This window comes from Stenotrophomonas sp. YJH_SMC_127 (assembly GCF_059372445.1).
In genome coordinates this window covers 153,928-179,858 of record NZ_JCAFVO010000007.1, presented here as the reverse complement: position 1 = coordinate 179,858, position 25,931 = coordinate 153,928, and the positions used below count along the sequence as shown (strand labels likewise).

Sequence of the window (25,931 nt, the reverse complement as noted above, 5' to 3'; positions counted from 1 at the left end):
CATTGATTTCAAAAAGGGCGCTCCGTGGCGGTGCAGAACGGTGCGCACCAAACGGGTGCACCTGCCACCAGACGCACCCGTTTGGTGCGGCAGGGATCGTCTATCCTCTCGACCTTCTTCCTTCCGCCGCGCGTCACGCACCGTCCATGTCCGACCTGCTCTCCGCCCTGCTGCTGGGCATCCTCGAAGGCTTGACCGAATTCCTGCCGATCTCCAGCACCGGCCACCTGCTCATCGCCCAGCACTGGCTGGGTGCCCGCTCGGACTTCTTCAACATCGTCATCCAGGCCGGCGCGATCGTGGCCGTGGTGCTGGTGTTCCGCCAGCGCCTGCTGCAGCTGGCCACCGGCTTCAACCAGCGCGAGAACCGTGAGTACGTGTTCAAGCTGGGCGCCGCCTTCCTGGTCACCGCCGTGGTCGGCCTGGTGGTGCGCAAGGCCGGCTGGTCGCTGCCGGAGACGGTCAGCCCGGTGGCCTGGGCATTGATCATCGGTGGTGTCTGGATGCTGCTGGTGGAGGCCTACACCGCGCGCCTGCCCGACCGCGACCAGGTGACCTGGACGGTGGCGATCGGCGTGGGCCTGGCACAGGTCGTGGCCGGCGTGTTCCCCGGCACCTCGCGCTCGGCCTCGGCGATCTTCCTGGCCATGCTGCTGGGCCTGAGCCGCCGCGCCGCCGCCGCCGAGTTCGTGTTCCTGGTCGGCATTCCCACCATGTTCGCCGCCAGCGCCTACACCTTCCTGGAAATGGCCAAGGCCGGGCAGCTGGGCAGCGAGGACTGGGCCGACGTGGGCGTGGCCTTCCTTGCCGCGGCCATCACCGGCTTCGTCGTAGTGAAGTGGCTGATGGGCTACATCAAGTCGCACAGGTTCACCGCCTTCGCGATCTACCGCATCGCACTGGGCGCGGCGCTGCTGCTGTGGTTGCCCTCCGGCAGCTGAACAGCGCCGGGGTACGGTAACCCCGTTGCCGGCCCCACCCCGTTTCCCCCACGGTTCCCCAAGGAGAATCACCATGAACCGCAAGCTCACCCTGCTCCTCCCGCTGGCCCTGATGGCCGCCTGCAGCCAGACCCCGGCCCCGGCCGGCACCGGCGGCGACGACGTGGCCCCGGCCGCGGCCAAGGCAGCAGACCAGCAGACGCTGGCGCACCTGGATGCGCAGCGCCTGCAGAGCCAGCACTGGCTGCTGCAGCAGGCCACCGGCGCCGACGGCAAGCGCATCGACGCGCTGTTCGCCCGCGAAGACAAGCCGGTCACCCTGGACTTCGCAGATGGCCGACTGTCGGTCAGCAACACCTGCAACCGCATGGGCGGCGGCTACACCTTGGCCGACGGCAAGCTGACGGTCAGCGCGATGGCCTCGACCATGATGGCCTGCACCGACAAGGCGCTGATGGCGCTGGACGAAGCCGTGTCGAGCCGCCTGCAGGGCGAGCTGAAGGCCGAGCAGGATGCCGATGGCAAGCTGACGCTGACCAACGCCAAGGGCGACGTGCTGGTGTTCAACCCGGAGCCGACCGCTGAAACCCGCTACGGCGGCGCCGGCGAAACCGTGTTCCTGGAAGTGGCCGCCAAGACGCAGAAGTGCTCGCACCCGCTGATCCCGGACTACCAGTGCCTGCAGGTGCGCGAAGTGAAGTTCGACGACAAGGGCCTGAAGCAGGGTGAGCCGGGCAAGTTCGAGAACTTCTACGGCACCATCGAGGGCTACACCCACGAAGACGGCGTGCGCAACGTGGTGCGCGTGAAGCGCTACGAAGTGAAGAACCCGCCGGCCGATGCGCCGTCGCAGGCGTACGTGCTGGACATGGTGGTCGAGTCGGCCATCGAGAAGAAGTAAATAAACAGAAGGGCGGCCACGAGGTCGCCCTTCTACGTTCTGTAGCGTCGACGCAGCCCCACGTGCCAGCCTTGCCACGATGAAGATTCTCGCCATATCCGGCAGCGCGCGTCGGCAGTCGACCAACACCGCTCTGCTGGTGGCCCTGAAAGCCATCGCGCCGCCCGGCATGGAGATCGAGGTCTACGCCGGGGTCGGCGAACTTCCGGTGTTCTCCCCCGATCTGGAAGGCACCGATGAACCCTGCAGCGTGACGCGCTTCAAGGCGGCCATCGCCCGCAGCGACGGTGTGCTGGTGTGCAGCCCTGAATACGTGCGTGGCATTCCCGGCGGATTGAAGAATGCGATCGACTGGCTCGTATCCGGCGACCAGATCGTCGGTCGGCCCATTGCGTTAGTGCATGCGTCCCATCGTGGCGAGTACATGCTGCAGGCACTTCGCGCGGTGCTGTCCACGGTCAGTGCCGCGTTCAGTACAACGCTGTTCCTGCGTGTACCGGTGCTGGGCCTGGAACCGGAGGAGATCTTCGAGGTGCTTCAGTCGGAAGTGCATCGCGCCGAAGCGGATGCGTTCCTGGCAGGGTTTGCTGTTTACTGCAGGTCCATTGCGTAGCAGAAGCAGCCGAGCATGGGCTCGGCTCTACAAGGCAAAGTCGAGCATGGCTCGACTCTGCAGCAAGCAAAGCCGGGCATGCCCCGGCCCTACAAGGGCTCTCAGCCCAGCGCCGGGTTCAACGTGTAGGTGCCGTGCAGTGCCGCTTCGGCGAGCACGTGGCCGTGCATGGCGCGGTAGGCGTCGGCGGCGGTGAAGCGTGCCGGCAGCTGCAGCGATGCCACGTCCAGCGCGAACACGCGGAAGAAGTAATGGTGCAGGCGTTCGTCGTTGAACGGCGGGTATGGGCCGTCATAGCCCAGGTAGTCACCGGCCATGTCCGGATTGCCTGCGAACCAGCCGGTGAAGTCGTTCAGGCCCTGGCGGCTGCCGGCCGGGCCGGCCGGTTTGGACTTGCCCTTCACCACGAAGCCGTCGCTGCAGCTGCCTGCGGCGATCTCGCGCACCGAGGCCGGAATGTCGGCCATTACCCAATGCACGAAATCACAGCGCGGCTGGTCGCGCGGCACGCTCATGTCGGTGCGGCCGACCGTCTCCGGCACGGTCGGCACGTCCGGATCGACACACACCAGCAGGAACGAACGGGTGCCCTCCGGCACATCGCTCCAGGCCAGGTGCGGATTGCGGTCCGGTGCGAAGCCCGCGGCATCGCCGGCGGCGAATTCGCGGTCGATCGGTGCACCGTTGGTCAGGCTGTGGCTGCTCAGTTGCATCGGCGTGTCCTCACTCTTCCGGATAACCCAGGCGCACCGCGATCGGGGTGAGCTTGGCGAAGGCGGCGCTCATCACGTCGCGGTAGTTGCGCCAGTGGCCCGGCGGGAAGCGCGGCGCACCCAGTTGCGCGGCTGGCGGCATCGGCCGCTCGAACAGGCGGCCCAGCAGTTCGGCCATCGCCTGCGGATCGTTGCCGATCTGGTCGATGCGCAGCAGCACCTGCGGGTACAGATCGTCCTCGTGCAGGGCGGCGACCTGGGCCAGCGCGCGCGCCAGCCATTCGCTGGCTTCGGCCAGCGAGGTCATTGCCAGCGGTGCGGCGGCACCGTAGGCCACCCAGTCCAGCAGCATGTCGCGCGGATCGCGCAGCACCACCAGCAGGCGGCCCTGCGGCAGCTGCGGGCGCAGCGCCCACAGCAGCGCGTTGTCCCACCACAGCAGCCAGTCGATGATCGCGTCGTCCTGCACGCCGCGCGACGGCAGCTGTTCGCGCCAGCGCTGCACCAGCCGCTCCGGGGTCAGCACGCCCGAGGCAAGGTCCTGCAGCGTGTGGTAGTTCTGGAACGCGTCGTCGGGTGCGTTGGAGGTATAGCGGTCGCTGCGCAGCACCGGGCTGGCGGCGGCCAGGCCGGTCGCCACGCGCTCCACGCCCGAACCCGGCGCGCCCCACAGGAAGATCGGCGCGGAAGTGGCATCACCGTCGATCTCGCCCTTGTCCGGCCAGCTCGGCGGCGCCTTGGCCTGCGGCGGCAGCGGCAGGCGCTGCGGTGCCTGGTCGGCCTGCAGTGCCAGCCAGGTCTGCAGCGCGTCTTCGTGCTGCCCGGCGCGATCCTGGATCTCACCCAGCCAGGTGCGCAGGTCGGCGCGGTGGCCTTCCGGTGCCATGTCGATCAGCGCCTGCACGCGGGCGACCGCGGCGGCCGGATCGCGCTGCAGCAGGCCTTCGACCAGGCGGGTTTCGCCGCTGACGCGGCCCGGTTCGAGGTTGACGATGCGCTCGGCGATCGCTTCGGCCTGGGCGTGTTCGCCCACCATGTCGTGCAGGCGCAGGCGCGCTTCCAGCGCCGGCAGGTGGCCCGGCATCGCGTCCATCCAGCGCTCGACCGTGGCGGCGGCGGTGGCACTGCCGACCTCTTCCACCGCCAGGCGTGCCAGCCACAGGTCGTGCAGCTGCGGGTGCTGCTCCAGGGCGGCATCCAGGCGTGCGCGGGCCTCGTCTTCGCGGCCCAGGCGCTGCCAGGACATCAGCAGCAACTGCAGTACGTCGCGGTCGTCAGGCAGCGATTCCAGCAACGGCAGCAGGTGCTCCAGCGCCTGCAGCGGCTGGCCGCTGCGCAGTGCCAGTTCGCCGGCCAGGCGGCGCATCGAGGGCGTATCCAGGCCCTGCTGCTGCAGCGCGATCTGCATCGCTTCGGCGGCAGCGTCCAGGTTGCCCTGGCGCATGGCCAGCTGCACCACCAGGCCATGCAGCGAGGCGATGGTCGGGTTCAGTTCCAGCACGCGGCGGAACGCCTGCTCGGCGAAGGCCAGCATGTTCTTGCCCAGGTAGGCGAAGCCCAGTGCGTAGAGCACGCGAATGTCGTTGGGCTGGGCCTGGTTGGCAGCCGACAGCAGCGTCAGCGCCCGATCGGCATCATCGCGGCGCAGCGCGATCATGCCGTCGATGGTCAGCAGTTCCGGGTGGTCCGGTTCGACACGCGAGGCCAGGGTGGACAGGCGCTGCGCTTCATCGAAATCGTTGCGGCCGATCGCCAGGTGGGCCTGCATCAGGTAGGCAGCGAAGGCGTTCGGGTCCAGCCCGGTGGTGCGCGTCAGTGCTTCGCCAGCGCCGTCGAACTGGCGCAGGGCCAGCAGCAGGCCGGCGTGCTGCAGGTGCAGCTGGGCATTGTCCGGGGCCAGCTGCAGCGCCTGCTGCAGGGCCTCCATCGCGTCCTCGGCCTTGCCCTGCTGCTGCAGCGCAAGCGCCAGCCAGCGGTGGGCCTCGGCCTGGCCGGGTTCATCACGGGTCCACGCCTGGGCCAGCTGCACGGCCTGGTCGGCCTCGTTCTGGCGCAACGCTTGGATGATCTGGTCTTGCATGGCGGTCCGGTTCAAGGGCAAACCCGCATTGTAGCGGCCTGCGCGCCCGTGCCGGTTCAGCCTTGCAGCACGCGCTGCAGGCGCTGCGCCACCCAGCGCTCGGAGAAGCCGTCACCGCGCCAGTTTTCCAGGAAGCCACAGTGGCCGCCCCAGCAGGCGGTTTCCAGGTGCGCCTGGCGCGGCAGCTGCCAGTCGCTGAAGGTCGCGTACGGGATCACCGGGTCATCCTGCGCCATCAGGATGTCGGCCGGCACCTGCAGCGAGGACAGGCGGTCGCCGGCAATCGAGTAGCCGTCGAAATAGGCCTGCAACGAGCCGAAACTGGTGTGGCGCTCGACCAGCCAGGCGGTCAACGCGCGGATGTCCAGCTTCAGCACGCGGTCGTCGCAGTCGCTCAGTTCGGGGAACAGGTCGCGCTTGCGCCGCAACGAACCGGCCCACTTGCGGCGGAAGTACCAGTCGTACATTGCCGGGCCGTTCTCGATGCTCTCCATGGTCAGCGCCGGGTCCAGCACCGGGCATACCGAGGCGACGCGCAGCAGCGGCACGCCGGCCGCCGGCGCACGCAGGGCCAGGCGCAGCACGAAGTTGCCGCCCAGCGAGTAGCCGGCGGCCACCAGCGGCAGCTGCGGCCAGCGCTGGGCGATATCGCCTGCGGCATGCACCACTTCGTCGATCAGGTTGGAGTGGAAGATGCCGGGGTTGAGGTGATGGGTATTGCCGTGGTCGCGGAAATTCAGCCGCACCACGTCGAAGCCCTGTTCGAGCATGCGCGCGGCCGCCATGCGCATGTAGCTGGATTCGGCACTGCCTTCCCAGCCGTGCAGCAGCAGGGCCATGCCCTTGGGTTCGCGACCTTCGACATGGCTGTGCCAGCCCTGCAGGCGCACGCCGTCGCCGCCGTCGAGGATCAGTTCTTCGCTGATCGCGCCGGTCGCGGCCAGCAGCAGCAGGCCGCGCTGCAGGCGCATGCGGCTGGAGCTGAGCATCGACTGCAGGTGCGGATTGCGCAGCCAGCGCGGTGGCTGGTAGTCAGCCGCGTGCAGCGTCGGCGTGCCGGCGTCCAGGACGGGTGGCGGGATCAGGGCCACCGCACCCTCACTGCGTGCTCATGGCCGCCACGATGCGCGCGCGCGACGTCTCCGCGATGCGCCGACGGCCTTCCAGGTCCTGCGCACCGATCGGTGCCAGGAAATGCACTTCCGCACGCCGCGCCGGCTCACCGAGCAGGCGCAGGAAATTGGCGAAGAAACTCTCGCCGGGGCCGAACGCGACAATGGTCTGCGCGTCGCCCTTGAGCCCGTACACCAGAGCCACCGGCTGCACCGGCACGCCGGTCTCAACCGCCGCCTGGAAGATGCGGGCATGGAACGGGCCCACTTCGTGGCCACCGCGGGTACGCCCTTCGGGGAACACGCCCACTGCCTTGCCTTCGCGCAGGCGATCGGCCATCACCTGCATCACGCCACCGAGCGATTCGGTGTTGCCGCGCTGGTGGAAGATGGTCTGCCCGCGCGCGGCCAGCCACCCGACCAGCGGCCAGCTGGCGATCTCGCGCTTGGCGACGAAGCCCATCATGCGCTGGCTGTGCAGGATGCAGATGTCGACCCAGCTGACGTGGTTGGCGACGAACAGCACGGCGCCGGGCAGCGGCCTGCCGATCTGCACCAGGCGGAAGCCGAAGATCCACATCAGCCCCCCCTGCCACCAGTTGACCACTTTGGCCCCCAGGGTCGCCTCGCCCACGCGCAGTTCGCCCCACGGCCGAAGCATGCCGATCAGGATGAGCGGCAGGAACACGATGATGTGGACCAACAGCAGCGGTACGCGGTACAGGTAACGGCACACACGCGCCACGCCGCCGCGGGGGGCCGGAGTGGGGGAAGTCATCCGCGCACGATACCGGAGGGCCGTCATCGCTGCCAGCCGATTTAGGCCATAACACCCATCGACCGGGGCAATCGGCAGGGAACGCTGGGTTCCGCTGCCGTCACCGCCCGTCCGGGGCTCAGCCGTGGCCGGCCGCCACCACCGCCAGGGTCAGCCGCGAGATGCACACCAACCGGCCCTGCTCGTCCTCGATGCGGATCTCCCACAGCTGGGTGCTGCGGCCCACGTGCAGCGCGCGGGCGGTGCCGGTGACCGTGCCCGAACGCACCGCACGCACGTGGTTGGCGTTGATTTCCAGCCCCACGCAGATCTGCTTGGCCGTATCCACGCACAGGTTGCCGGCGCTGCTGCCCAGGGTCTCGGCCAGCACCACCGACGCGCCGCCATGCAGGATGCCGTAGGGCTGGCGGGTGCGCTCGTCCACCGGCATGGTGGCCTGCAGCCAGTCGTCACCGGCCGCGCTGAAGACGATGCCCAGCGACGCGATCGCGGTGTTGCGGCTGAGCGTGTTGAGCTGCTCGAGGGAAACGGCTTCGCGGAACACCTGGGTCATGCGGGCACCTTCAGAGGATGGGAACGAGGCCGGCGCCGAATGCGGTCAGCATGCGTACCAGCAGCCACTTCGGGCCGACATTGACCTCGGGGAAATCACCCACGGCGACATAGCAGCGGTGGAAGCCCGGGTCCTGCCGGGGCAACGGCTGCGGGCAGTCCGGGCCGGGCTTGAACTCGTAGTCGGTGGCATAGCGCCACGGCCAGAAGTCGAGGATCGGCAGTGCTTCGGAGGCCTTGCCGACGCTGTAGTTGAGCCCGGACAGCACCGGCGGCTTGGCCCGCGGCGCCACCGTCCACGAGTTCTGCGGGTGGGTGTCGCGCAGGATGCTCTCGGCCAGCTGCTCGGCGAAGGCCGGGTCGTCAATGATCACCGCGCCTTCGGTGTTGTAGTTCTCGCTGCGCGGATCGAAGTTGTGGGTGCCGACCACGCCGATGCGGCGATCGACCACCAGCGACTTGGCATGCAGGCCCATGCGCGCGCCCTTGCGGGTGACCGGCAACGGCTTGTTGACCGCCTTGCTGCCCAGGAACGAGGGCCGGGTCTCGGTGCGCAGCAGGCGGGTCTCGACCTCGCTGCCGGCCGCACGGCGGCGCTCGCGCGCGTTCTGGTAGGCACTGCCGGTGCGCGGATGGTTCACCGGCCCCTGCTTGCCGGCGGGTGCCGGGTGCTCATCGCGATCGCGACGGTCGCCGGCATTGCTGCCGGCAGCACTGCCGCCGATCAGCGGGTTGCGCCCGCCGTCGTCGTCGCCTTCCGGCGCGGCGATCGGGTCGGGCAGCAGGTTGCGGTAATCGACCGGTGCATCCAGCGGGAACGGCTTGTATTCGAAGATGTTGAAGCCCAGTTCGCGCATGTTGCGCCGCTTGTACTTGTACGACAGCGCATAGACGATCGGGTTGTCGGTCGCCGCCAGGCTGTTGCTGGACACCACCACGCGCGGCGGCTGCGGTCGCTTGCGCAGCTCGCGGAACAGCTTCTGCGCCGGTTTGGACAGCACCAGGTACGGTGTCTGCAGGATCACTTCCTTCTGCGCGCCGGCGATCAGCGCATCCAGCTGCGGCTCGGTCACGTGCTGCCCGGCCAGCGGCGCATCGGCCTTCTCGCGCCGGTGCTTGCGCGGCAGGTCGGCGACATAGCGCACCGAGGCCACCGGCAACGCGGTATCGACGAAGGAACGGCTGACGAAGTCCATGTCATTGGCTTCGGCACTGACCCGCTCCACCCGCTCGGGGCGGCGGAAGCTGGCCGGCGGCAGGGTCGGCACGCCCTCGCGCAGCAGGGTGCGGCCGACATCGTTCAGGCGCTCGGCCGGCACGCTGCGCCTGGCGCGCCAGAAGGCATCGAAGTTGGCCGCCATCGCCCGCGCCTCCGGGCCGGCGATCAGCACGTCGCGGTCGCGGAAGTTGTACTCGCGGTCCCAGTCGTAATAGTCGTCCTGATAGTTGCGGCCGCCAACCACGCCGATCGCATCGTCGATCACCAGCAGCTTGTTGTGCATACGCTGGTTGAAGCGGCGGAAGCAGCACAGCACGCTGCCGGCATAGTCGAAGTAGTTCAGCCGGGCCTTGCCGAAGGTAGGGTTGTAGACCCGCAGCTGGAAGTTCTGGTGCGCGCCGGACAGGGCGCCGAGGATCTGCAGGTCGGAGATCGCCGAGAGCTGGTCGATCAGCACCCGCACCTTCACCCCGCGCCGCGACGCGGCCAGCAGCTCGTCGATGACCAGCCGGGCACTGTCGTCCTTGTCGAAGATGTAGGTCTGCAGGTCGATGCTGCGGGTGGCGCTGCGCAGCAGGTTCAGGCGCGCGACCAGGGCGCCCTCGCCCTCGTCGAGCAGGGTGGCGTAGTGGCGTGGCTGTTCCGGGGTGGATTCGGTGAACGCCCGGCCCGCCAGCGCACGCAACGGCGAGTCCTGCGCGCAGCGGTCGGCGCGCTGGCAGTCGACGTCGGTCGAGCGCGCCTGCACGGCAATCGCTTCGGCACGGTCACGCTCGGCATGCGAGAGCGATGCACAACCGCTGCCCAGCAACACGGTTGCCAGCGCCAGGACGCGCAGCAGGAGGTTCACGGTTTCGGCGCCTCGCTCAGGCGCGCACGCAATACGAAGGTCACTCGGTCACTCAAGGCTAGCTGCCAGCTGTCCATTCCGTACCGGCCTCGCTGCACGGTACCGCGGCTGACGACGTCGCAATCATAGCCGGGTCGGGCGCACTCCGCCTTCTCGACCTGCAATGACTCGGGGTGGCTGATGCCGCGCAGGGTCAGCCGGCCGTTGATGGCGCCGCCCTGCTCCACGGTCTCCGGCCAGTAGGGCAGCGAGTCGAACTCGACCACCGGATGGCGCCCGGCATCGAAGAACTCCTCGCCGCGCATCCAGCCGGTATAGCGCGCCTTGCCGGGGATCTCCACCGAGCGGGTGAACATCTTCAGGTGCACCTGGTGACGGCCGTCGGACAGGATCTCGATACGCCCCTCGAAGTGCGGGAACACGCCTTCGATGCGCTGGCCGAAGCGGGTGCGCACCTCGAAGCCGATCCGCGAGCGCTGGGTATCCAGGCGCAATACCCGTGGCGCCTCGGCGGACACGGGCGGCAACGGGGTCGGTGGGGGCGCCGCGGCCCAGGCCGGGCCGAGCGCCAGCAACGCGGGCAGCAGGAAGCGGCTGCGCCGCGCCAGGCTCATCGGATCACGGCCACCAGAACGCGTTCAGGCTGGCCACGCCGGGTTCGATCGAGGCCTCGCGCGGGAAGCCAAGCACGGCCACGCCGCCCGGCGGCATGCCGCGATAGTCACTGCTGGTGCCGTCGGTCATCAGGGCCACCAGCTGCTCCAGGCCCGGGTTGTGGCCGACGATCAGCACCCGGTCCAGGTCACGACGCTCGTCCACCAGCGCCGCCAGGGTGCCCGGGGTGGCTTCGTAGATCCGGTCTTCCAGGCGCTTTTCGACATAGCCGATGGCCGTCATCACCGCTTCCAGGGTCTCGCGGGTACGTCGCGACGGCGAGCACAGCACGCAGTCGGGCAGCAGGTTGTTTTCCTTCAACCACTTGCCGGCGGCTTCGGCCTCGGCGAGCCCCACCGGCGACAGCGGCCGGTCGAGGTCGGCCTGGCCGGAAACGGCGGGTTCGGCATGGGCATGGCGCAGCAGGATCAGTTCACGCATCGCAGGTTTCCATGGAGAAGAGGATGCAGCAGGAGAAGTGAGGCAGGCATCAAAGCTTGAGCCAGGACAGCAGCGGTTCCCAGTCGGCCTGGTGTTCGCGCACCTGGGCGGAGCGATAGTCGAACAGGCTGCGGCCCAGGCCGGTCATGACCACATAACTCTGGCTGTCACGCAGCTGCGCGACCACCGGGTACGGCCACTCGCCCAGCATCTGCAGCGCCTGCTGCGAGGTCTGGGTCCAGGGCTTGGTGCGGTTGAGGACCAGCCCCACCGGCAGCTTGCGGCTGTGCACGCGCGGGTTCTGGGCCAAGCTGTTGAGGAAGCCGACGATGGCTTCGATATCCAGCGCCGAGGGCAGCACCGGCACCACCACGGCGTCGGCCGCGTCCAGGAAATGGGGGATATCGTCGGCCAGCGCACCGGCCGGTGCATCGATGATGACGGTATCGGTACCGTCGGGCAGCTTCTGCGCCCACTGCTTCTTCCGATACACATCGATGGGGAGCACCGCGCTTTCCAGCCCTGCACGCCGTTGTGCCCAGCGGGTGCTGGAGCCCTGCGGGTCGGCATCGGCGATCACCGTGGCCTTGCCCTGCAATGCCGCGTACGCGGCCAGGTGGGTGGCGACGGTGGTCTTGCCCACCCCGCCCTTGGAACCGGCCACCAGGATCGTCTTCATGCCAGCCTCGCTTCCGGGTACGTGCCCCGAGCGTACACCGGCGGTGGTGACGGGAGGTAGCACCGTGCTGAACCAGTGGCCATCGCCTTTGCTATCGTGGCGCCCCCGAAGGATCGAACCGGCATGAGCGAACTGCAGGACCTGAGCGCACTGATCCGCGCCAATACCCCCCTGATCGTGATCGAGACCCAGGATGAGGCCCGCATCGTCGAGCTGTTCCGGCAGACGCTGATGCACGTGTGGCGGGCCCTGCACCGCTGGTCCATCACCGAGGGCCTGCGTCGCATCGACCTGGACCGCGAGGACCCGCCGGTCGGCCCGCCCGATGCCAGCGCCGCCCTGCAGATGATCCGCCAGGCCGATCAGCGGGGTGTCTACCTGCTGCTCGATTTCCACCCCTACCTGGGGTATGCCAGCCACCAGCGCGCGCTGCGCGACCTGATCCAGCGCCGCCATAGCGAGCCGCATGTGCTGGTGCTGATTGGCGCCAAGGTCGAGCTGCCGGCCGAGCTGGAGGCCCTGGCGGTGCGCTTCAACCCGCGCCTGCCCGATGCCAACGCCCTGCTGAAGATGCTGCGCGAGGAGGCCGACGCCTATGCGCGCGAACACGGCGGCCGCCGTGTCGAGGTCGACAGCGAGGCGGTGAAGAAGATCCTGAAGAACCTGCAGGGCCTGAGCCTGGTCGATGCCCGCCGCATCGCCCGCCAGCTGATCTACGCCGATGGCGCGCTGCGCGACGACGACCTGCCGCAGCTGGCACGGCTGAAGTTCGAGCTGCTCAACCGCAGCGGCCACCTGTTCTTCGAGCATGACAGCGCGCGCTTCGGCGACGTGGCCGGTGCCAACCGGCTCAAGCGCTGGATCAGCCAGCGCCGGGTGGCCTTCATCGCCGGCTCGGCACCGGCCGGCCTGGATCCGCCGCGCGGCATGTTGCTGCTGGGCGTGCAGGGCTGCGGCAAATCGATGCTGGCCAAGGCCACCGCCGCCGGCTTCGGCGTACCGCTGCTGCGCCTGGACGTGGGCGCGCTGTACAACAAGTACCACGGCGAGACCGAGGCCAACCTGCGCCAGGCGCTGGCCTCGGCCGAGCAGCTGGCGCCCTGCGTGTTGTGGATGGACGAGATCGAGAAGGGCCTGGCCAGCGGTGGCGAGGACGGTGGCGTATCGCGCCGCGTGCTCGGCTACCTGCTGACCTGGATGGCCGAACGCAAGGCGCCGGTCTTCATCGTCGCCACCGCCAACCAGGTACACGAGTTGCCGGCCGAACTGCTGCGCAAGGGCCGCTTTGACGAGATCTTCTTCGTCGACCTGCCCACGCCTGAGGTGCGTGTGGAGCTGCTGCGGCTGCACCTGGGGCGACGCCAGCTCAACGGCGACGACTTCGCGCTGCCGGCACTGGCGGCCGCGGCCAATGGCTTCTCCGGCGCCGAGATCGAGCAGGCGATCGTGGCCGGGCTGTATGCGGCGCACGCCGAAGGCCGGCCGTTGGATACCGAGCTGCTGATGAACGAGATCCGTGCGACGCGGCCGCTGTCGGTGCTGATGGCCGAGCAGGTAGAGGCATTGCGGGCATGGGCGTCGGGGCGGACGGTTTCCGCGGACGATTGAGGGGTTCCGGCGAACGGCGCAGCCCCTCGTGGCTGGTTGCTGAAAGCAACAGCTGCGGTTGGCGATCAGCCACGTGGAAGAAAGAAAAAGAGCAGAAGCAAAAGCAAAAGCGGTTGGCTGGCTGCTCTTGAGGCCCTGGGGTCAGATCCGTTTTCCAGAGGAAAACGGATCTGACCCCAGTTCGATTTCTATCCCTGGCAGATCTCATCCACGCATGGCGTGGACCTACCGTGTCGACCAAGGTCGACACCTACCAACAGCCGCCGGAACCTGTCGAAGGCGGGGCACTGTGGGTTTGCGGGGTGTGAGCCGCATGGATGCGGCGACCAAGCCCCCATGGATGGGTTTACGGCGGCCCCGCAAACCCACAGTGCCCCGCCATCCCGCAGGAAGCCCGCTGTTGCTTCGGCTGCTGCAGTTGCTCCAGCCGTTGCCTCTGCGGGTGCCGGGTGCAACCCGGCCCCCCCTTCCCTCAGGGCCAGGCCGGCGGCGCGGCCGCCCAGGCCTGCTGCACTTCCGCCAGCGAGGCGCGCTCGTCGTCACGCCACAACGGCAACAACTGCGCAAAGCGGCTGCTGTCGCTCCATTGCGTCGGCTCGGTACGCACCGCTGCGGCATACCACTGCACCGCCTCCTGCTTCCGCCCGGCCCGCCACAGCGCCAGCGCATAGGTGGGTGGCAGCCAGCCCGGCTTGCTCAGCGAACCACCGGCAGCAGCCTGCCATTGCTCCAGGGCGGCTTCGGGCTGGCCCTGACGCAGCAGGTCCCAGCCGTAATTCCAGCGCACGCTACGGCCCAGGCTGCCCTGCACCGGCGCATCCTTCAGTGCTTCGCGATACAGCTGTTCACCCAGCTCGGTGCGGCCCTGCGCAATGGCCACCGACGCCAGCTGCACGGTGGCCTCCACGGTACGCCGGCCGCGCTCGCGCTGTTTGAGCAGCTGCGCCACCAGCGCATCCCCGTCGGACTGGACCACGACCATCGGCACGGCGGCCGCATCGCTGTCGAAGTAGAACTCCTGTGGTGCCGGCACCGCCGGCGCGGCCCACACGGGGGCCGTTCCCGAGACCAGCAACATGCTGCCCAGGATCTTTGCTGCAACTGACATCCCTTCTCCCCAGGCCGCAACCGCAGCCTCCCTCTCTCTCCCCGATCCTAACCCCAGCATGGCCGCCGGCGCGAGTGCCGGGCCGGTCGGGCCTCGCTGCTACAATTCGCGCCTTTCCCGCCGCGTGCCTGCACGCGGCCGGTGCCAGCCGATCCTGACCGGGCCAGCCATGACCAGTACCGCGCAACTCACTTCGCCCTCTTCCGCCGACCTGATCGACCGTGACTACACGCTCGACCACAAGTACACCCGCAACGAGGGGCGGATCTACCTGAGTGGCGTGCAGGCGCTGGTGAAACTGCCGTTGATGCAGCGGCTGCGCGACGCGCACGAAGGCATCGACAGCGCCGGTTTCGTCAGTGGCTACCGTGGCAGCCCGCTGGGCGGCTTTGACCTGGAGCTGTGGCGCGCGCGCAAGCACCTGGACGCGGCCAAGGTGAAGTTCACCCCCGGCCTGAACGAGGACCTGGGCGCCACCATGGTGTGGGGCACCCAGCAGACCAACCTGTTCCCCGGCGCCAACGTGCAGGGCGTGTTCGGCATGTGGTACGGCAAGGGCCCAGGCGTGGACCGCTGCGGCGACGTGTTCAAGCACGCCAATGCCGCCGGCACCTCGCGCCATGGCGGCGTGCTGGCGCTGGCCGCCGATGATCACGCCTGCCGCAGTTCAACCCTGCCGCATGGCAGCGAGGACGAGTTCGTCAGCGCGATGATGCCGGTGCTGAATCCGGCCGGCGTGCAGGACATCCTGGACATGGGCCTGCTGGGCTGGGCGATGAGCCGCTACACCGGCCGCTGGGTCGGCTTCAAGACGATCGCCGAGACGGTGGAATCGTCGGCCTCGGTCGAGGTCGATCCGATGGCGCGCCGCATCGTGCTGCCGGAAGACTTCGAGATGCCGACCGGCGGCCTCAACATCCGCTGGCCGGACCCGCCGCTGGACCAGGAAATGCGCCTGCACCGCTATGCGGTGAAGGCTGCACAGGCGTTCGCCCGCGCCAATGGCATCGACAAGGTGGTGATGGATGCGCCGCGGGCGCGGCTGGGCATCGTCACCACCGGCAAGAGCTACCTGGACGTGCTGCAGGCGCTGGAATACCTGGGCCTGGACGAAGCCGCCTGCGCCGACATCGGCATCCGCGTGTACAAGGTCGGCATGACCTGGCCGCTGGAGCCGCAGGGCATCGCGCGCTTCGCGCAGGGCCTGGAAGACATCATCGTGGTGGAGGAGAAGCGTGCCTTCATCGAGCGCCAGATGAAGGAACAGTTCTTCAACTGGCCGGCCAGCTGGGGCCAGCGCCCGTCCATCGTCGGCAAGTACGACGAGAGCGGTGAGTGGATCCTGCCGTCCACCGGTGAACTGACCCCGGCCACCATCGCCGGCGTGATCGGTCGCCGCATCCAGAAGTTCTTCAACAACGCATCGATCGAGCAGCGCCTGCAGTGGATGCAGGAGAAGGAAGCCGAACTTGCGTTGCCGCGCGCCAGTTTTCCGCGCGTGCCGCACTACTGCTCCGGCTGCCCGCACAACACGTCCACCAACGTGCCGGAAGGCTCGCGTGCGCTGGCCGGCATCGGTTGCCATTACATGGTGACCTGGATGGACCGCAGCACCGACACCTTCACCCACATGGGCGGCGAAGGCGTGACCTGGGCCGGGCAGGCGCCGTTCACCGATACCCCGCACGTGTTCCAGAACCTCGGCGACGGCACCTACTTCCACAGCGGTTCGCTGGCGATCCGCCAGGCGGTCGCTGCCGGCGTCAACATCACCTACAAGATCCTCTACAACGATGCGGTGGCGATGACCGGCGGCCAGCCGGTGGACGGTCCGCTGAGCGTGCCGGACATCGCAAAGCAGATGCGCGCCGAAGGCATCCACACCATCGTGGTGCTGTCGGACAACATCGGCAAGTGGACCGGCCAGCGCGAGCACTTCCCCAGCGACGTCGAGTTCCATGACCGCAGCGAGCTGGACGAAGTGCAGAAGCGCCTGCGCGAAGTGAAGGGTGTTTCGATCCTGATCTACGAACAGACCTGCGCCACCGAGAAGCGCCGCCGCCGCAAGCGCGGCAAGCTGGAAGACCCGCAGAAGCGGGTGCTGATCAATTCGCTGGTCTGCGAAGGCTGCGGCGACTGCGGCAAGAAGAGCTTCTGCGTGTCGGTGCTGCCTAAGGAAACCGAGTTCGGGCGCAAGCGCGAGATCGACCAGTCCAACTGCAACAAGGACTATTCCTGCGTGAACGGCTTCTGCCCGAGCTTCGTCACCGTGCACGGTGGCCAGCCGCGCAAGGGCAGCAAGCGCGATGCGTCCACGCTGCTGGACAACCTGCCGGCACCGACCCTTCGCGACAGCCTGGAACAGCCCTGGAACATCCTGATCACCGGCGTCGGCGGTACCGGCGTGGTGACCATCGGCGCGCTGCTGGGCATGGCCGGCCACCTGGAAGGCAAGGGCGCGACCGTGCTCGACCAGACCGGCCTGGCGCAGAAGGGCGGCGCGGTGACCACGCATATCCGCATTGCCCGTCGCCCTGAAGACATCCACGCCGTGCGTATCGCCGCCGGTGAGGCCGACCTGGTGCTGGGCTGCGACATGGTGGTGGTCAACGATTACTGGGCGCTTTCGAAGGTGCGTGCCGGCCGTTCGCAGGTGGTGCTGAACACCTACGAAGCGATGCCGGGCACCTTCACCACGCGCCCGGACATGCAGTTCCCCGCCGCCGACATCATTGCCGGCGTGCGCGTGGCACTGGGCGGCCAGGAACCACTGCTGCTCGATGCCACCCAGCTGGCCACCGCGCTGCTGGGCGATGCCATCGCCGCCAACCTGTTCATCCTCGGCTACGCCTGGCAGCAGGGCCTGGTGCCGCTGTCGTTCGACTCACTGATGCGCGCCATCGAGCTCAATGGCGCGGCCGTGGCGATGAACCAGCAGGCGTTCGCCTGGGGCCGCCTGGCCGTGGTCGATCCGCAGGCCGTGCAGCAGGCGGCCGGCCTGGTGCGCAACCGCCACACCGATGCCGAATCCACCCCGGGCCCGCTGCATCCGCTGCCGCCAGGCGAGTGGGAGGGCAATGAATGGGGTGCCACTGCGGCACCGCGCAACACCGGCGACGAACGCGAACTGCGCGGCCTGCCCTCGCACGGTGGCGACGTGGCGTTCCTGCCGCTGGATGACGCCCGCCTGTCGCGCTCGCTGGATGAAATGATCGAGCGCCGCGCCGCGTTCCTGGTCGAGTACCAGGACACTGCCTACGCCAACCGCTACCGCCGCCTGGTCGAGCGCGTGCGCACCGCCGAAGCCGACCGCATCGGCGGCTCCACTGCGCTGACCGAGACCGTGGCCCGCTACCTGTTCAAGCTGATGGCCTACAAGGACGAGTACGAAGTGGCCCGCCTGTACACCAGTGGCGACTTCCAGCGCCGCCTGCAGCAGCAGTTCGAGGGCGATTACCAGCTGCGCTTCCACCTGGCGCCGCCGCTGTTCGCCAGGAAGGATGAGCAGGGCCGGTTGCTGAAGAAGGAATACGGCCCGTGGATGTTCAAGGCCTTCGGCCTGCTGGCCAGGCTGAAGTTCCTGCGTGGCGGCCGCTTCGACGTATTCGGGCGCACCGCGGAACGCCGCATGGAGCGCAAGCTGATCGGCGATTACGAGGCCACCGTGCAGGTATTGCTGGACGGCCTGGATGACGACCGCCTGGCCCTGGCGGTGGAGATTGCCAGCATCCCCGAGCACATCCGCGGCTTCGGCCACGTCAAGGAAGCGCATTTCGAGCAGGCCAAGGCGCGCGAAGCGGCCCTGCTGGCGCAGTGGCGCAATCCGAAGGCGCTGCATATCGTGCAGGTGGCCTGAAGGGAGTGCCGGCCGCTGGCCGGCATTCATCCCGGCAATCGGTTGCCGGCCAGCGGCCGGCACTACCGATGGTTTACCCCAACCGCCACAGCAGCAGGCGGTTGTTGGCCGGCATCGCCACATCCCCCAGGCGGGTGAATCCGTGGTCGGCGGCCAGCGCCTGCACCGCTTCGCTATCGCGGATGCCGCTGCGAGGGTCGCGCGCCTTCAGCCAGGCATCGAACTGCGCGTTGCTGTCGCTGCTGTAGCGGCCGCCGTAGTTGAACGGGCCGTACGCCGCCAGCAGCGCGCCGCGACGCAGCACCGATGGCAGCGCGGCGAACAACGCCTGCACGTGCGCCCAACTCATGATGTGCAGCGTGTTGGCGCTGAACGCGGCGTCGAACGTGCTGCTCTGTGGCAGGCTGAGCCCAGGCGCCGGTGGCAGTTCCACCTGCAGCGCCACCGGCGGCAGCAGGTTCAGAAGCGCCGCTTCCGCGCGCCAGGCCTCGATGCCGGGCAGATGGTCCGGATGGTCGCTGGGCTGCCAGCGCAGCCAGGGCCAACGCTCGGCGAAGAAGGCCGCGTGCTGGCCGGTGCCGCTGCCGATTTCCAGCACCCGATGGCGGTCGCCCATCCACGGGTCGAGTGCGGCGGCGATCGGTTCGCGGTTGCGCTCGCAGGCTTCTGAATACGGCTTGCTCGACATCAGGACGGTGTCCAGGCGGGGTCGGCCCATTGTGCACGAGGGGGGTGTTCCGAGCAGGGCTGCGCCCTGCACCTGCTTCAAGCCACAGCAACGGCAACAGCCAAAGCCAAAGCAACAGCAACAGCGGGCTTCCTGAGGGATGGCGGGGGGGATCCGGTGGCAGGGGACGCCGTAAATCCGTCCATGGAGGCTCGGTCGCGCCATCCATGGCGCTCACGCCCCTGCCACCGGACCCGCCCCGCCTTCGACAGTTGGCCGCGATCTGTCGGAAACACTCTTGGGGTCAGATCCGTTTTCCGCAGGAAAACGGATCTGACCCCGAATTTCATTCGATATCTGACAGATGTGTCGACCAAGGTCGACACCTACCAACAGCCGCCGGAATCTGTCGAAGGCGGGGCGGTGTGGGTGGGCAGGACCGTTGGCGCCATGGATGGCGCCATCGAGCCCCCATGGGTGAGGGCGCTTTGCTTGCGAAGCACTGCTTCGCAAGCGCCCGAACGCACAGCCGCCAGCGGCTGGGCCGGACCCCGGAGGGGGGTTTACGGCGTGTCCTGCCCACCCACACCGCCCCGCCATCCCTCAGCAAGCCCGCTGTTGCTGTGGCTGTTGCTGTGGCTCTGAGCAGGTGCAGGGCTGCAAGCCCTGCCGTAACACCCCCAACCATGACTGCAGTCACTTGCCCGGATGCCCCGCGCTGGCGAAAGTCGAGTGGTTGACGTGATCGGCTCGGCCCGTTGCCGGCCGCACGCAATCGAGAGAGAGAAACGCTGTGCAACGACGTGAGTTCCTGGCTTTTTCCGGTCTGGGCCTGGCGGGCCTGCTGCTGCCGCATTCCCGTGCCATCGCCGCCGAGCAACTGCTCGCCCCGGTCGACACCCTCCAGCGCAGGCGCCTGGCGGACGTGGCGCTGGCCACCGCACGCACGGCCAAGGCCAGCTACTGCGATGTGCGCATCGGCCGCTACCTCAACCAGTCGGTCATCACCCGCGAGCATCAGGTCGGCAATGTGACCAACCGCGAATCGTCCGGCGTGGGCGTGCGGGTGATCGTCAACGGGGCCTGGGGCTTCGCCGCCACCCACCAGCAGACCGAGGCCGCGGTCCGCGCGGCGGTGGAGCAGGCCGCCGCGATCGCCCGCGCCAACGCCAGCATCCAGACCCGGCCGGTGCAGCTGGCGCCGACGCCGCCGGTCGGGGAGGTGCGCTGGCAGACCCCGGTCCGCAGGAACGCGATGGCGGTGCCGATCCAGGACAAGGTCGAACTGCTGCTGGCCCTCAATGCCGCCGCGCTGGATGCGGGCGCCGACTACATCAATTCCACCCTGTTCCTGGTCAACGAACAGAAGTACTTCGCCTCCAGCGATGGCTCGTTCATCGACCAGGACATCCATCGCATCTGGCTGCCGTTCACCGCCACCGCCATCGACAAGGCCAGCGGCAGGTTCCGCACCCGCGCCGGCCTGTCCTCGCCGATGGGCATGGGCTATGAGTTCCTCGATGGCGATGCGCGCGGCAAGGTGCACCTGCCCGGTGGCATCACCGCTTACCGCGATTCCTACGACCCGGTCGAGGACGCCATTGCGGCCGCCCGCCACGCGCGCGAGAAACTGAAGGCGCCGTCGGTGAAGCCCGGCAAGTACGACCTGGTGCTGGACCCGTCCAACCTGTTCCTGACCATCCACGAAAACGTCGGCCACCCGCTGGAGCTGGACCGCGTGCTCGGCTACGAAGCCAACTACGCCGGCACCAGCTTCGCCACGCTGGACAAGCGCGATGCGGGTTTCCGCTGGGGCAGCGACATCGTCACCTTCTTCGCCGACAAGACCCAGCCGGGCAGCCTCGGTGCGGTCGGCTACGACGACGAGGGCGTCAAGACCCAGCGCTGGGACCTGGTGCGCGACGGCATCCTGGTCGATTACCAGGCCACCCGCGATGAAGCCCATATCCTCGGCCGCGATGCATCGCATGGCTGCAGCTACGCCGATTCCTGGTCCAGCGTGCAGTTCCAGCGCATGGCCAATGTCTCGCTGGCGCCGGGCAAGCAGCCGCTCAGCGTCGAGGACATGATCAAGGACGTGGAGAACGGTATCTACATCCACGGCCGGGGGTCGTACTCGATCGACCAGCAGCGCTACAACGCGCAGTTCGGTGGCCAGCTGTACTACCAGATCAAGGACGGAAAGATCGCCGGCATGGTCGAGGATGCGGCCTACCAGATCCGCACGCCGGAATTCTGGAATGCCTGCACGGCCATCTGCGATGAACGCGATTTCCGCCTGGGCGGTTCGTTCTTCGACGGCAAGGGCCAGCCCGGCCAGGTCTCGGCGGTCTCGCACGGTTCGTCCACCACCCGCTTCAACGGCATCAACATCATCAACACCGCGCGCAGTCTCGGCGCTTGAGCCACCCATCCTTCGACATGGAGAGCAGCCTTGCAAAGACGTGACTTCCTGGCCCTGACCGGGCTTACCGCGGGCGGGCTGATCGTGCCCTCCTTCTTCGGCAAGGTGATCGCCGCCGAGCAGCTGCAGTCCAGCCTCGACCCGGCATTGAAGAAGCGCCTGGCCGACGCGGCGCTGCAGGCGGCGCGCAGCGCCGGTGCCACCTACTGCGACGTGCGCATCGGCCGCTACCTGCGGCAGTTCGTGATCACCCGCGAGGACAAGGTGCAGAACGTGGTGAACACCGAGTCCACCGGCGTGGGCATCCGCGTGATCGTCAACGGCGCCTGGGGCTTCGCCGCCACCAACGCACTGGGTACCGCCGACGTGGCCAGGGCCGCGCAGCAGGCGGCGGCCATCGCCAAGGCCAATGCCGGCGTGCAGACCGCACCGGTGCAGCTGGCCAAGGCGCCGGGCGTGGGTGAAGTGAGCTGGCGCACGCCGATCCGCAAGAATGCGATGGAGGTGCCGATCAAGGACAAGGTCGGCCTGCTGCTGGACGTCAACGCTGCCGCAATGGGCGCTGGTGCCAGCTTCGTCAACTCGATGCTGTTCCTGGTCAACGAGCAGAAGTACTTTGCTTCCACCGATGGTTCCTATATCGACCAGGACGTGCACCGCATCTGGGCGCCGATGACGGTCACCGCCATCGACAAGAGCAGCGGCAAGTTCCGCACCCGTTCGGGCCTGTCCTCGCCGATGGGCCTGGGCTACGAGTACCTGGACGGCGCCGCCGCCGGCAAGGTGGTCAGTCCGAATGGCGTGGTCAACTACAGTTCTTCCTACGACATGAAGGAAGACGCCATCGCCGCCGCCCGGCAGGCGCAGGAAAAGCTGAAGGCCCCGTCGGTGAAGCCGGGCAAGTACGATCTGGTGCTCGATCCGTCGCATACCTGGCTGACCATCCACGAGTCGATCGGCCACCCGCTGGAACTGGACCGCGTGCTCGGCTACGAAGCCAACTACGCCGGCACCAGCTTCGCCACCCTGGACAAGCGCGAACAGCATTTCCAGTACGGCAGCGAGCTGGTCAACATCTTCGCCGACAAGACCCAGCCCGGCAGCCTCGGCGCGGTGGCATACGACGATGAAGGCGTGAAGTGCAAGCGCTGGGACCTGATCAGCAACGGCAAGCTGGTGGACTACCAGACCATCCGCGACCAGGCCCACATCCTCGGCAAGACCGAGTCCGACGGCTGCTGCTATGCCGACTCGTGGTCCAGCGTGCAGTTCCAGCGCATGGCCAACGTGTCGATGGCACCGGGCAAGACGCCGCTGAGCGTGCCGGACCTGATCAAGGACGTGGAGAACGGCATCTACATCATCGGTGATGGCTCGTTCTCGATCGACCAGCAGCGCTACAACGCGCAGTTCGGCGGCCAGCTGTTCTACGAGATCAAGAACGGCCAGATCACCCGCATGCTGGAAGACGTGGCTTACCAGATCCGCACGCCGGAGTTCTGGAACGCCTGCACCGCCGTGGCCGACGAACGCGACTACCGCCTGGGCGGTTCGTTCTTCGACGGCAAGGGCCAGCCGGGACAGGTCTCGGCGGTCTCGCACGGCTCGTCCACCGCGCGCTTCAACGGCATCAACGTCATCAACACCGCACGCAGCCTCGGCTGACCGGTCAGGAGCCCTTACACCATGAGTATCTTCACCGAAGCCCAGGCCAAGGCCATCCTCGACAAGGTCATCGCCCTGTCCAAGGCCGACGAGTGCACCGCCGTGCTGGCCGGCGCGATCAGCGGCAACATCCGCTTCGCGCTGAACAATGTCTCCACCAGTGGCATCGTCGACAACACCGAACTGGCAGTCACCGTCGCCTTCGGCAAGCGCGTCGGCACCGCCTCGATCAACGAGTTCGACGATGCCGCGCTGGAACGCGTGGTGCGCCGTGCCGAAGACCTGGCCCGCCTGGCCCCGGAGAATCCGGAGTTCATGCCGGCCATCGGCAAGCAGAGCTACCGCGCCAGCCCCACCTTCAGCGAATCCACTGCTGCCATCGATCCGGCGTTCCGTGCCAAGGTCGCCGCCGATTCGATCGCCCCGTGCCGTGGTCACGGCCTGATCGCCGCCGGCTTCCTCGAGGATGGCCAGGGCTTCCAGGCCACCGCCAACAGCAACGGCAACTTCGCCTACCAGCGCACCACCAACTTCGATTACACCTGCACTGTGCGCACTGAAGATGGCCGCGGCTCTGGCTGGGTCGGCCGCAACCTGAAGGATGCGGCCGACTTCAAGGCCGACCAGGACATCCGCATCGCCATGCGCAAGGCCACCGAGTCGGCCGAAGCCAAGGCGCTGGAACCGGGCAAGTACACGGTGATCCTGGAGCCGGCCGCAGCGGCAGGCCTGATCAGCTTCATGATGAACTTCTTCAGTGCGCGCTCGGCCGATGAAGGCCGCAGCTTCCTGTCGAAGAAGGGTGGTGGCAACAAGCTGGGCGAGCAGGTCTACGACCCGCGCGTGACCATGATCGCCGATCCGTGGCATCCGGACGCACCGGTGCTGCCGTGGGACAACGAAGGCCTGCCGCGCGAGCGCATGGCCATCATCGAGAACGGCAAGATCGCCAACCTGGACTACTCGCGCTTCTGGGCGCAGAAGCAGGGCAAGACCGCCAAGGCCTCGCCGGGCAACCTGCTGATGAGCGGTGGCGACAAAAGCACCGCCGAGCTGGTGCGTGGCACCCAGAAGGGCATCCTGGTCACGCGTACCTGGTACATCCGCATGGTCGATCCGCAGACGGTGCTGCTGACCGGCCTCACCCGCGACGGCACCTTCTACATCGAGAACGGCCAGATCAAGCACCCGGTGAAGAACTTCCGCTTCAACGAGTCGCCGGTGATCATGCTCAACAACATCGAAGAGCTGGGCAAGCCGGTGCGTGTGGCCGGTGATGAGTCCAGCTACGTGATGATGATCCCGCCGATGAAGCTGCGCGATTTCACCTTCACCTCGCTGTCCGACGCCGTCTGATGGATCGCCGGGCCTGCCTGCGCTGGTTGGCCGCTGCCGCTTCGGCGGCGGCGCTGCCGGCCTGGGCACAGGCAGGCCCGCGCAGTTCGCGCTACGACTTCTGGTTCACCCGCCTGCAGTACGACTCCGGTGACTGGGACGTGGACGCGCGCATGCCGTCCAACCTGATCACCTCGCTGATCGACTACACCTCGCTGCGCGTGGACCCGCAGGAGCACGTGGTGGCACTGGCCGACCCGCGCATGCTGGAAGCGCCGTTCTGCTACCTGGCCGGCCACACGCTGGTGGAGTTCAATGCCGCCGAGCGGCAGAACTTCGTGCGCTATGTGCGCAATGGTGGCTTCGTCTTCGTCGACGACTGCAACCACGATATCGATGGGCTGTTCGCCACCTCGTTCGAGGCACAGATGGGCCGCCTGTTTGGTCCCAGGGCACTGCAGAAGCTGCCCAACAGCCACCCGCTGTACCGCAGCTTCTTCCGTTTCCCCGATGGCCCGCCGGCCACCAGCTTCGAACTCAACGGCTGGGGCGACGACCTGGTGCACGACTACCTGAAGGGCATCGAGATCGATGGCCGCCTGGGGCTGCTCTACAGCAACAAGGACTACGGCTGCGAGTGGGACTACGACTGGCGCAACAAGCGTTTCCTGGCCGAAGACAACACCCGCTTCGGCGTCAACATCGTGATGTACGCGTTGAACAATTGATAGGACCGGCACGCCCATGACTTCCCCCGACCTCGATTCCCTGTTGCCACGCCTGGATGCGCTGCGCGCCGCGCTTGCACGCGCCGTGGTGGGCCAGCACACCGTGGTCGAGCAGCTGCTGATCGGCCTGCTGGCCGGCGGCCACTGCCTGCTGGAAGGCGCGCCCGGGCTCGGCAAGACCCTGCTGGTGCGCTCGCTCGGGCAGGCGCTGGAACTGCAGTTCCGGCGCGTGCAGTTCACCCCCGACCTGATGCCCAGCGACATCCTCGGCACCGAGCTGCTGGAGGAAGACCACGGCACCGGCCATCGCCATTTCCGTTTCCAGCAGGGCCCGATCTTCACCCACCTGCTGTTGGCAGACGAACTCAACCGCACCCCGCCCAAGACCCAGGCCGCACTGCTGGAAGCGATGCAGGAACGCACGGTCAGCTACGCCGGCACCACCTACGCACTGCCGGCGCCGTTCTTCGTGCTGGCCACACAGAACCCGATCGAGCAGGCGGGCACTTACCCACTGCCGGAAGCGCAGCTGGACCGCTTCCTGCTGCACGTTCTGGTGGATTACCCCAGCGAGGACGAGGAGCGGCAGATCCTGGAACAGACCACCGGCGGCGCCACCGACGCGGTGCCGAAGGTGATGGATGCAGAGGCGGTGATCGCGCTGCAGGCCGCCGTACGCCAGGTGCATGTCAGCCCGGATGTGCTGGCCTGGATCACCCGCCTGGTGCGCGCCAGCCGCCCAGGCGAAGGCGCACCCGCCGCGATCAACCAGTGGGTGAAGTGGGGCGCGGGCCCGCGCGCCGGACAGTCGCTGGTGCTGGCGGCAAAAGCGCGCGCATTGCTGCAGGGCCGCTTTGCCGCCACCCGCGAGGATGTGCAGGCACTGGCCGCGCCGGTGATGCGCCATCGCCTGCTGCTGTCGTTCGCCGCCGAGGCCGAGCAGAAGCGTGCCGACGAAGTGGTCGCCGCCCTGCTGCAGGCCGTGCCGTTCCCGGGTTGAGCCACC

At 67.9% G+C, this 25,931-nt stretch carries 21 protein-coding genes; 10 read left to right on the top strand and 11 right to left on the bottom strand.

Annotation, left to right across the window (positions count from 1 at the left end; translation table 11 throughout):
- Nucleotides 1–146 precede the first annotated feature (146 nt).
- From AC5QAB_RS16380 to AC5QAB_RS16370, 3 genes are all read left to right on the top strand, one after another.
- Nucleotides 147–941 carry an undecaprenyl-diphosphate phosphatase gene (locus AC5QAB_RS16380; RefSeq protein ID WP_014645490.1) on the top strand — a complete coding sequence of 265 codons (795 nt, stop codon included), beginning with the start codon at nucleotides 147–149 and terminating at the stop codon, nucleotides 939–941.
- A 73-nt stretch (nucleotides 942–1,014) separates the two neighbouring features.
- On the top strand, nucleotides 1,015–1,842 hold the full coding sequence (locus AC5QAB_RS16375; protein ID WP_049420290.1) for an META and DUF4377 domain-containing protein: 828 nt from the start codon (nucleotides 1,015–1,017) through the stop codon (nucleotides 1,840–1,842).
- A 79-nt stretch (nucleotides 1,843–1,921) separates the two neighbouring features.
- A complete protein-coding gene (locus AC5QAB_RS16370) occupies nucleotides 1,922–2,455 on the top strand; it encodes an NADPH-dependent FMN reductase (protein WP_495233499.1) in 534 nt (177 codons plus the stop codon).
- Between the two features lie 101 nt (nucleotides 2,456–2,556).
- Here the strand turns inward: AC5QAB_RS16370 and AC5QAB_RS16365 are convergent, their stop codons facing one another.
- From AC5QAB_RS16365 to AC5QAB_RS16325, 9 genes are all read right to left on the bottom strand, one after another.
- Entirely contained in the window at nucleotides 2,557–3,168 is a 612-nt protein-coding gene (locus AC5QAB_RS16365) for a YbhB/YbcL family Raf kinase inhibitor-like protein (RefSeq protein ID WP_032961630.1), read from the bottom strand.
- Nucleotides 3,169–3,178: 10 nt separating this feature from the next.
- Nucleotides 3,179–5,248: a tetratricopeptide repeat protein gene (locus tag AC5QAB_RS16360; protein ID WP_032961627.1), complete on the bottom strand. Its 2,070-nt coding sequence runs from the start codon at nucleotides 5,246–5,248 to the stop codon at nucleotides 3,179–3,181.
- A 56-nt stretch (nucleotides 5,249–5,304) separates the two neighbouring features.
- Nucleotides 5,305–6,294: a YheT family hydrolase gene (locus AC5QAB_RS16355; RefSeq protein ID WP_049408361.1), complete on the bottom strand. Its 990-nt coding sequence runs from the start codon at nucleotides 6,292–6,294 to the stop codon at nucleotides 5,305–5,307.
- Between the two features lie 52 nt (nucleotides 6,295–6,346).
- Complete coding sequence (locus tag AC5QAB_RS16350; RefSeq protein ID WP_032961622.1) at nucleotides 6,347–7,138, bottom strand: lysophospholipid acyltransferase family protein; 792 nt, start codon at nucleotides 7,136–7,138, stop codon at nucleotides 6,347–6,349.
- 118 nt (nucleotides 7,139–7,256) lie between these two features.
- Entirely contained in the window at nucleotides 7,257–7,691 is a 435-nt protein-coding gene (locus tag AC5QAB_RS16345) for a hotdog fold thioesterase (protein ID WP_014035502.1), read from the bottom strand.
- A 10-nt stretch (nucleotides 7,692–7,701) separates the two neighbouring features.
- Nucleotides 7,702–9,759, bottom strand: coding sequence for a phospholipase D family protein (locus AC5QAB_RS16340; RefSeq protein WP_197556768.1), 2,058 nt, complete (start codon nucleotides 9,757–9,759; stop codon nucleotides 7,702–7,704).
- Nucleotides 9,756–10,373, bottom strand: a complete 618-nt coding sequence (locus AC5QAB_RS16335) for a YceI family protein (RefSeq protein ID WP_014645483.1) — start codon at nucleotides 10,371–10,373, stop codon at nucleotides 9,756–9,758. Before AC5QAB_RS16335 ends, AC5QAB_RS16340 begins: the two co-directional genes overlap by 4 nt.
- Before the next feature lie 4 nt (nucleotides 10,374–10,377).
- Nucleotides 10,378–10,854: a SixA phosphatase family protein gene (locus AC5QAB_RS16330; RefSeq protein WP_014035499.1), complete on the bottom strand. Its 477-nt coding sequence runs from the start codon at nucleotides 10,852–10,854 to the stop codon at nucleotides 10,378–10,380.
- A 49-nt stretch (nucleotides 10,855–10,903) separates the two neighbouring features.
- Nucleotides 10,904–11,533 (bottom strand): nucleotide-binding protein, encoded by a 630-nt coding sequence (locus AC5QAB_RS16325; protein WP_010487235.1) that lies wholly within the window; start codon nucleotides 11,531–11,533, stop codon nucleotides 10,904–10,906.
- Nucleotides 11,534–11,656: 123 nt separating this feature from the next.
- On the opposite strand from AC5QAB_RS16325, the gene AC5QAB_RS16320 reads away from it, so the two are divergent.
- Entirely contained in the window at nucleotides 11,657–13,141 is a 1,485-nt protein-coding gene (locus tag AC5QAB_RS16320) for an AAA family ATPase (RefSeq protein ID WP_014645482.1), read from the top strand.
- 472 nt (nucleotides 13,142–13,613) lie between these two features.
- On the opposite strand, the gene AC5QAB_RS16315 is transcribed toward AC5QAB_RS16320, so the two are convergent.
- Complete coding sequence (locus AC5QAB_RS16315; RefSeq protein ID WP_080281912.1) at nucleotides 13,614–14,249, bottom strand: tetratricopeptide repeat protein; 636 nt, start codon at nucleotides 14,247–14,249, stop codon at nucleotides 13,614–13,616.
- Between the two features lie 169 nt (nucleotides 14,250–14,418).
- On the opposite strand from AC5QAB_RS16315, the gene AC5QAB_RS16310 reads away from it, so the two are divergent.
- Nucleotides 14,419–18,105: an indolepyruvate ferredoxin oxidoreductase family protein gene (locus tag AC5QAB_RS16310; RefSeq protein WP_197562172.1), complete on the top strand. Its 3,687-nt coding sequence runs from the start codon at nucleotides 14,419–14,421 to the stop codon at nucleotides 18,103–18,105.
- 73 nt (nucleotides 18,106–18,178) lie between these two features.
- Here AC5QAB_RS16310 and AC5QAB_RS16305 read toward each other — a convergent pair whose 3' ends face one another.
- Nucleotides 18,179–18,793, bottom strand: a complete 615-nt coding sequence (locus AC5QAB_RS16305; RefSeq protein ID WP_014645479.1) for a DUF938 domain-containing protein — start codon at nucleotides 18,791–18,793, stop codon at nucleotides 18,179–18,181.
- A gap of 772 nt (nucleotides 18,794–19,565) precedes the next feature.
- On the opposite strand from AC5QAB_RS16305, the gene AC5QAB_RS16300 reads away from it, so the two are divergent.
- The 5 genes from AC5QAB_RS16300 to AC5QAB_RS16280 are packed head-to-tail and all read left to right on the top strand — an operon-like array spanning nucleotide 19,566 to nucleotide 25,925.
- A complete protein-coding gene (locus AC5QAB_RS16300) occupies nucleotides 19,566–21,197 on the top strand; it encodes a TldD/PmbA family protein (RefSeq protein WP_032957606.1) in 1,632 nt (543 codons plus the stop codon).
- 30 nt (nucleotides 21,198–21,227) lie between these two features.
- Nucleotides 21,228–22,862 (top strand): TldD/PmbA family protein, encoded by a 1,635-nt coding sequence (locus tag AC5QAB_RS16295; RefSeq protein WP_014645477.1) that lies wholly within the window; start codon nucleotides 21,228–21,230, stop codon nucleotides 22,860–22,862.
- A gap of 21 nt (nucleotides 22,863–22,883) precedes the next feature.
- Nucleotides 22,884–24,218 (top strand): TldD/PmbA family protein, encoded by a 1,335-nt coding sequence (locus tag AC5QAB_RS16290; RefSeq protein ID WP_014645476.1) that lies wholly within the window; start codon nucleotides 22,884–22,886, stop codon nucleotides 24,216–24,218.
- On the top strand, nucleotides 24,218–24,925 hold the full coding sequence (locus AC5QAB_RS16285; protein ID WP_032957605.1) for a DUF4159 domain-containing protein: 708 nt from the start codon (nucleotides 24,218–24,220) through the stop codon (nucleotides 24,923–24,925). Before AC5QAB_RS16290 ends, AC5QAB_RS16285 begins: the two co-directional genes overlap by 1 nt.
- Nucleotides 24,926–24,941: 16 nt before the next feature.
- On the top strand, nucleotides 24,942–25,925 hold the full coding sequence (locus AC5QAB_RS16280; protein ID WP_495233498.1) for an AAA family ATPase: 984 nt from the start codon (nucleotides 24,942–24,944) through the stop codon (nucleotides 25,923–25,925).
- The last annotated feature ends 6 nt before the right edge of the window (nucleotides 25,926–25,931 follow it).

Bases quoted from the DNA above. Each gene is read 5' to 3' on its own strand.
- AC5QAB_RS16375 (WP_049420290.1), top strand. From the start codon at position 1,015: ATGAACCGCAAGCTCACCCTGCTCCTCCCGCTGGCCCTGATGGCCGCC.
- AC5QAB_RS16365 (WP_032961630.1), bottom strand. From the start codon at position 3,168: ATGCAACTGAGCAGCCACAGCCTGACCAACGGTGCACCGATCGACCGC.
- AC5QAB_RS16310 (WP_197562172.1), top strand. From the start codon at position 14,419: ATGACCAGTACCGCGCAACTCACTTCGCCCTCTTCCGCCGACCTGATC.
- AC5QAB_RS16280 (WP_495233498.1), top strand. From the start codon at position 24,942: ATGACTTCCCCCGACCTCGATTCCCTGTTGCCACGCCTGGATGCGCTG.
- AC5QAB_RS16285 (WP_032957605.1), top strand. From the start codon at position 24,218: ATGGATCGCCGGGCCTGCCTGCGCTGGTTGGCCGCTGCCGCTTCGGCG.
- AC5QAB_RS16370 (WP_495233499.1), top strand. From the start codon at position 1,922: ATGAAGATTCTCGCCATATCCGGCAGCGCGCGTCGGCAGTCGACCAAC.
- AC5QAB_RS16315 (WP_080281912.1), bottom strand. From the start codon at position 14,249: ATGTCAGTTGCAGCAAAGATCCTGGGCAGCATGTTGCTGGTCTCGGGA.
- AC5QAB_RS16305 (WP_014645479.1), bottom strand. From the start codon at position 18,793: ATGTCGAGCAAGCCGTATTCAGAAGCCTGCGAGCGCAACCGCGAACCG.
- AC5QAB_RS16380 (WP_014645490.1), top strand. From the start codon at position 147: ATGTCCGACCTGCTCTCCGCCCTGCTGCTGGGCATCCTCGAAGGCTTG.
- AC5QAB_RS16320 (WP_014645482.1), top strand. From the start codon at position 11,657: ATGAGCGAACTGCAGGACCTGAGCGCACTGATCCGCGCCAATACCCCC.
- AC5QAB_RS16325 (WP_010487235.1), bottom strand. From the start codon at position 11,533: ATGAAGACGATCCTGGTGGCCGGTTCCAAGGGCGGGGTGGGCAAGACC.
- AC5QAB_RS16330 (WP_014035499.1), bottom strand. From the start codon at position 10,854: ATGCGTGAACTGATCCTGCTGCGCCATGCCCATGCCGAACCCGCCGTT.
- AC5QAB_RS16350 (WP_032961622.1), bottom strand. From the start codon at position 7,138: ATGACTTCCCCCACTCCGGCCCCCCGCGGCGGCGTGGCGCGTGTGTGC.
- AC5QAB_RS16335 (WP_014645483.1), bottom strand. From the start codon at position 10,373: ATGAGCCTGGCGCGGCGCAGCCGCTTCCTGCTGCCCGCGTTGCTGGCG.
- AC5QAB_RS16345 (WP_014035502.1), bottom strand. From the start codon at position 7,691: ATGACCCAGGTGTTCCGCGAAGCCGTTTCCCTCGAGCAGCTCAACACG.
- AC5QAB_RS16360 (WP_032961627.1), bottom strand. From the start codon at position 5,248: ATGCAAGACCAGATCATCCAAGCGTTGCGCCAGAACGAGGCCGACCAG.
- AC5QAB_RS16290 (WP_014645476.1), top strand. From the start codon at position 22,884: ATGAGTATCTTCACCGAAGCCCAGGCCAAGGCCATCCTCGACAAGGTC.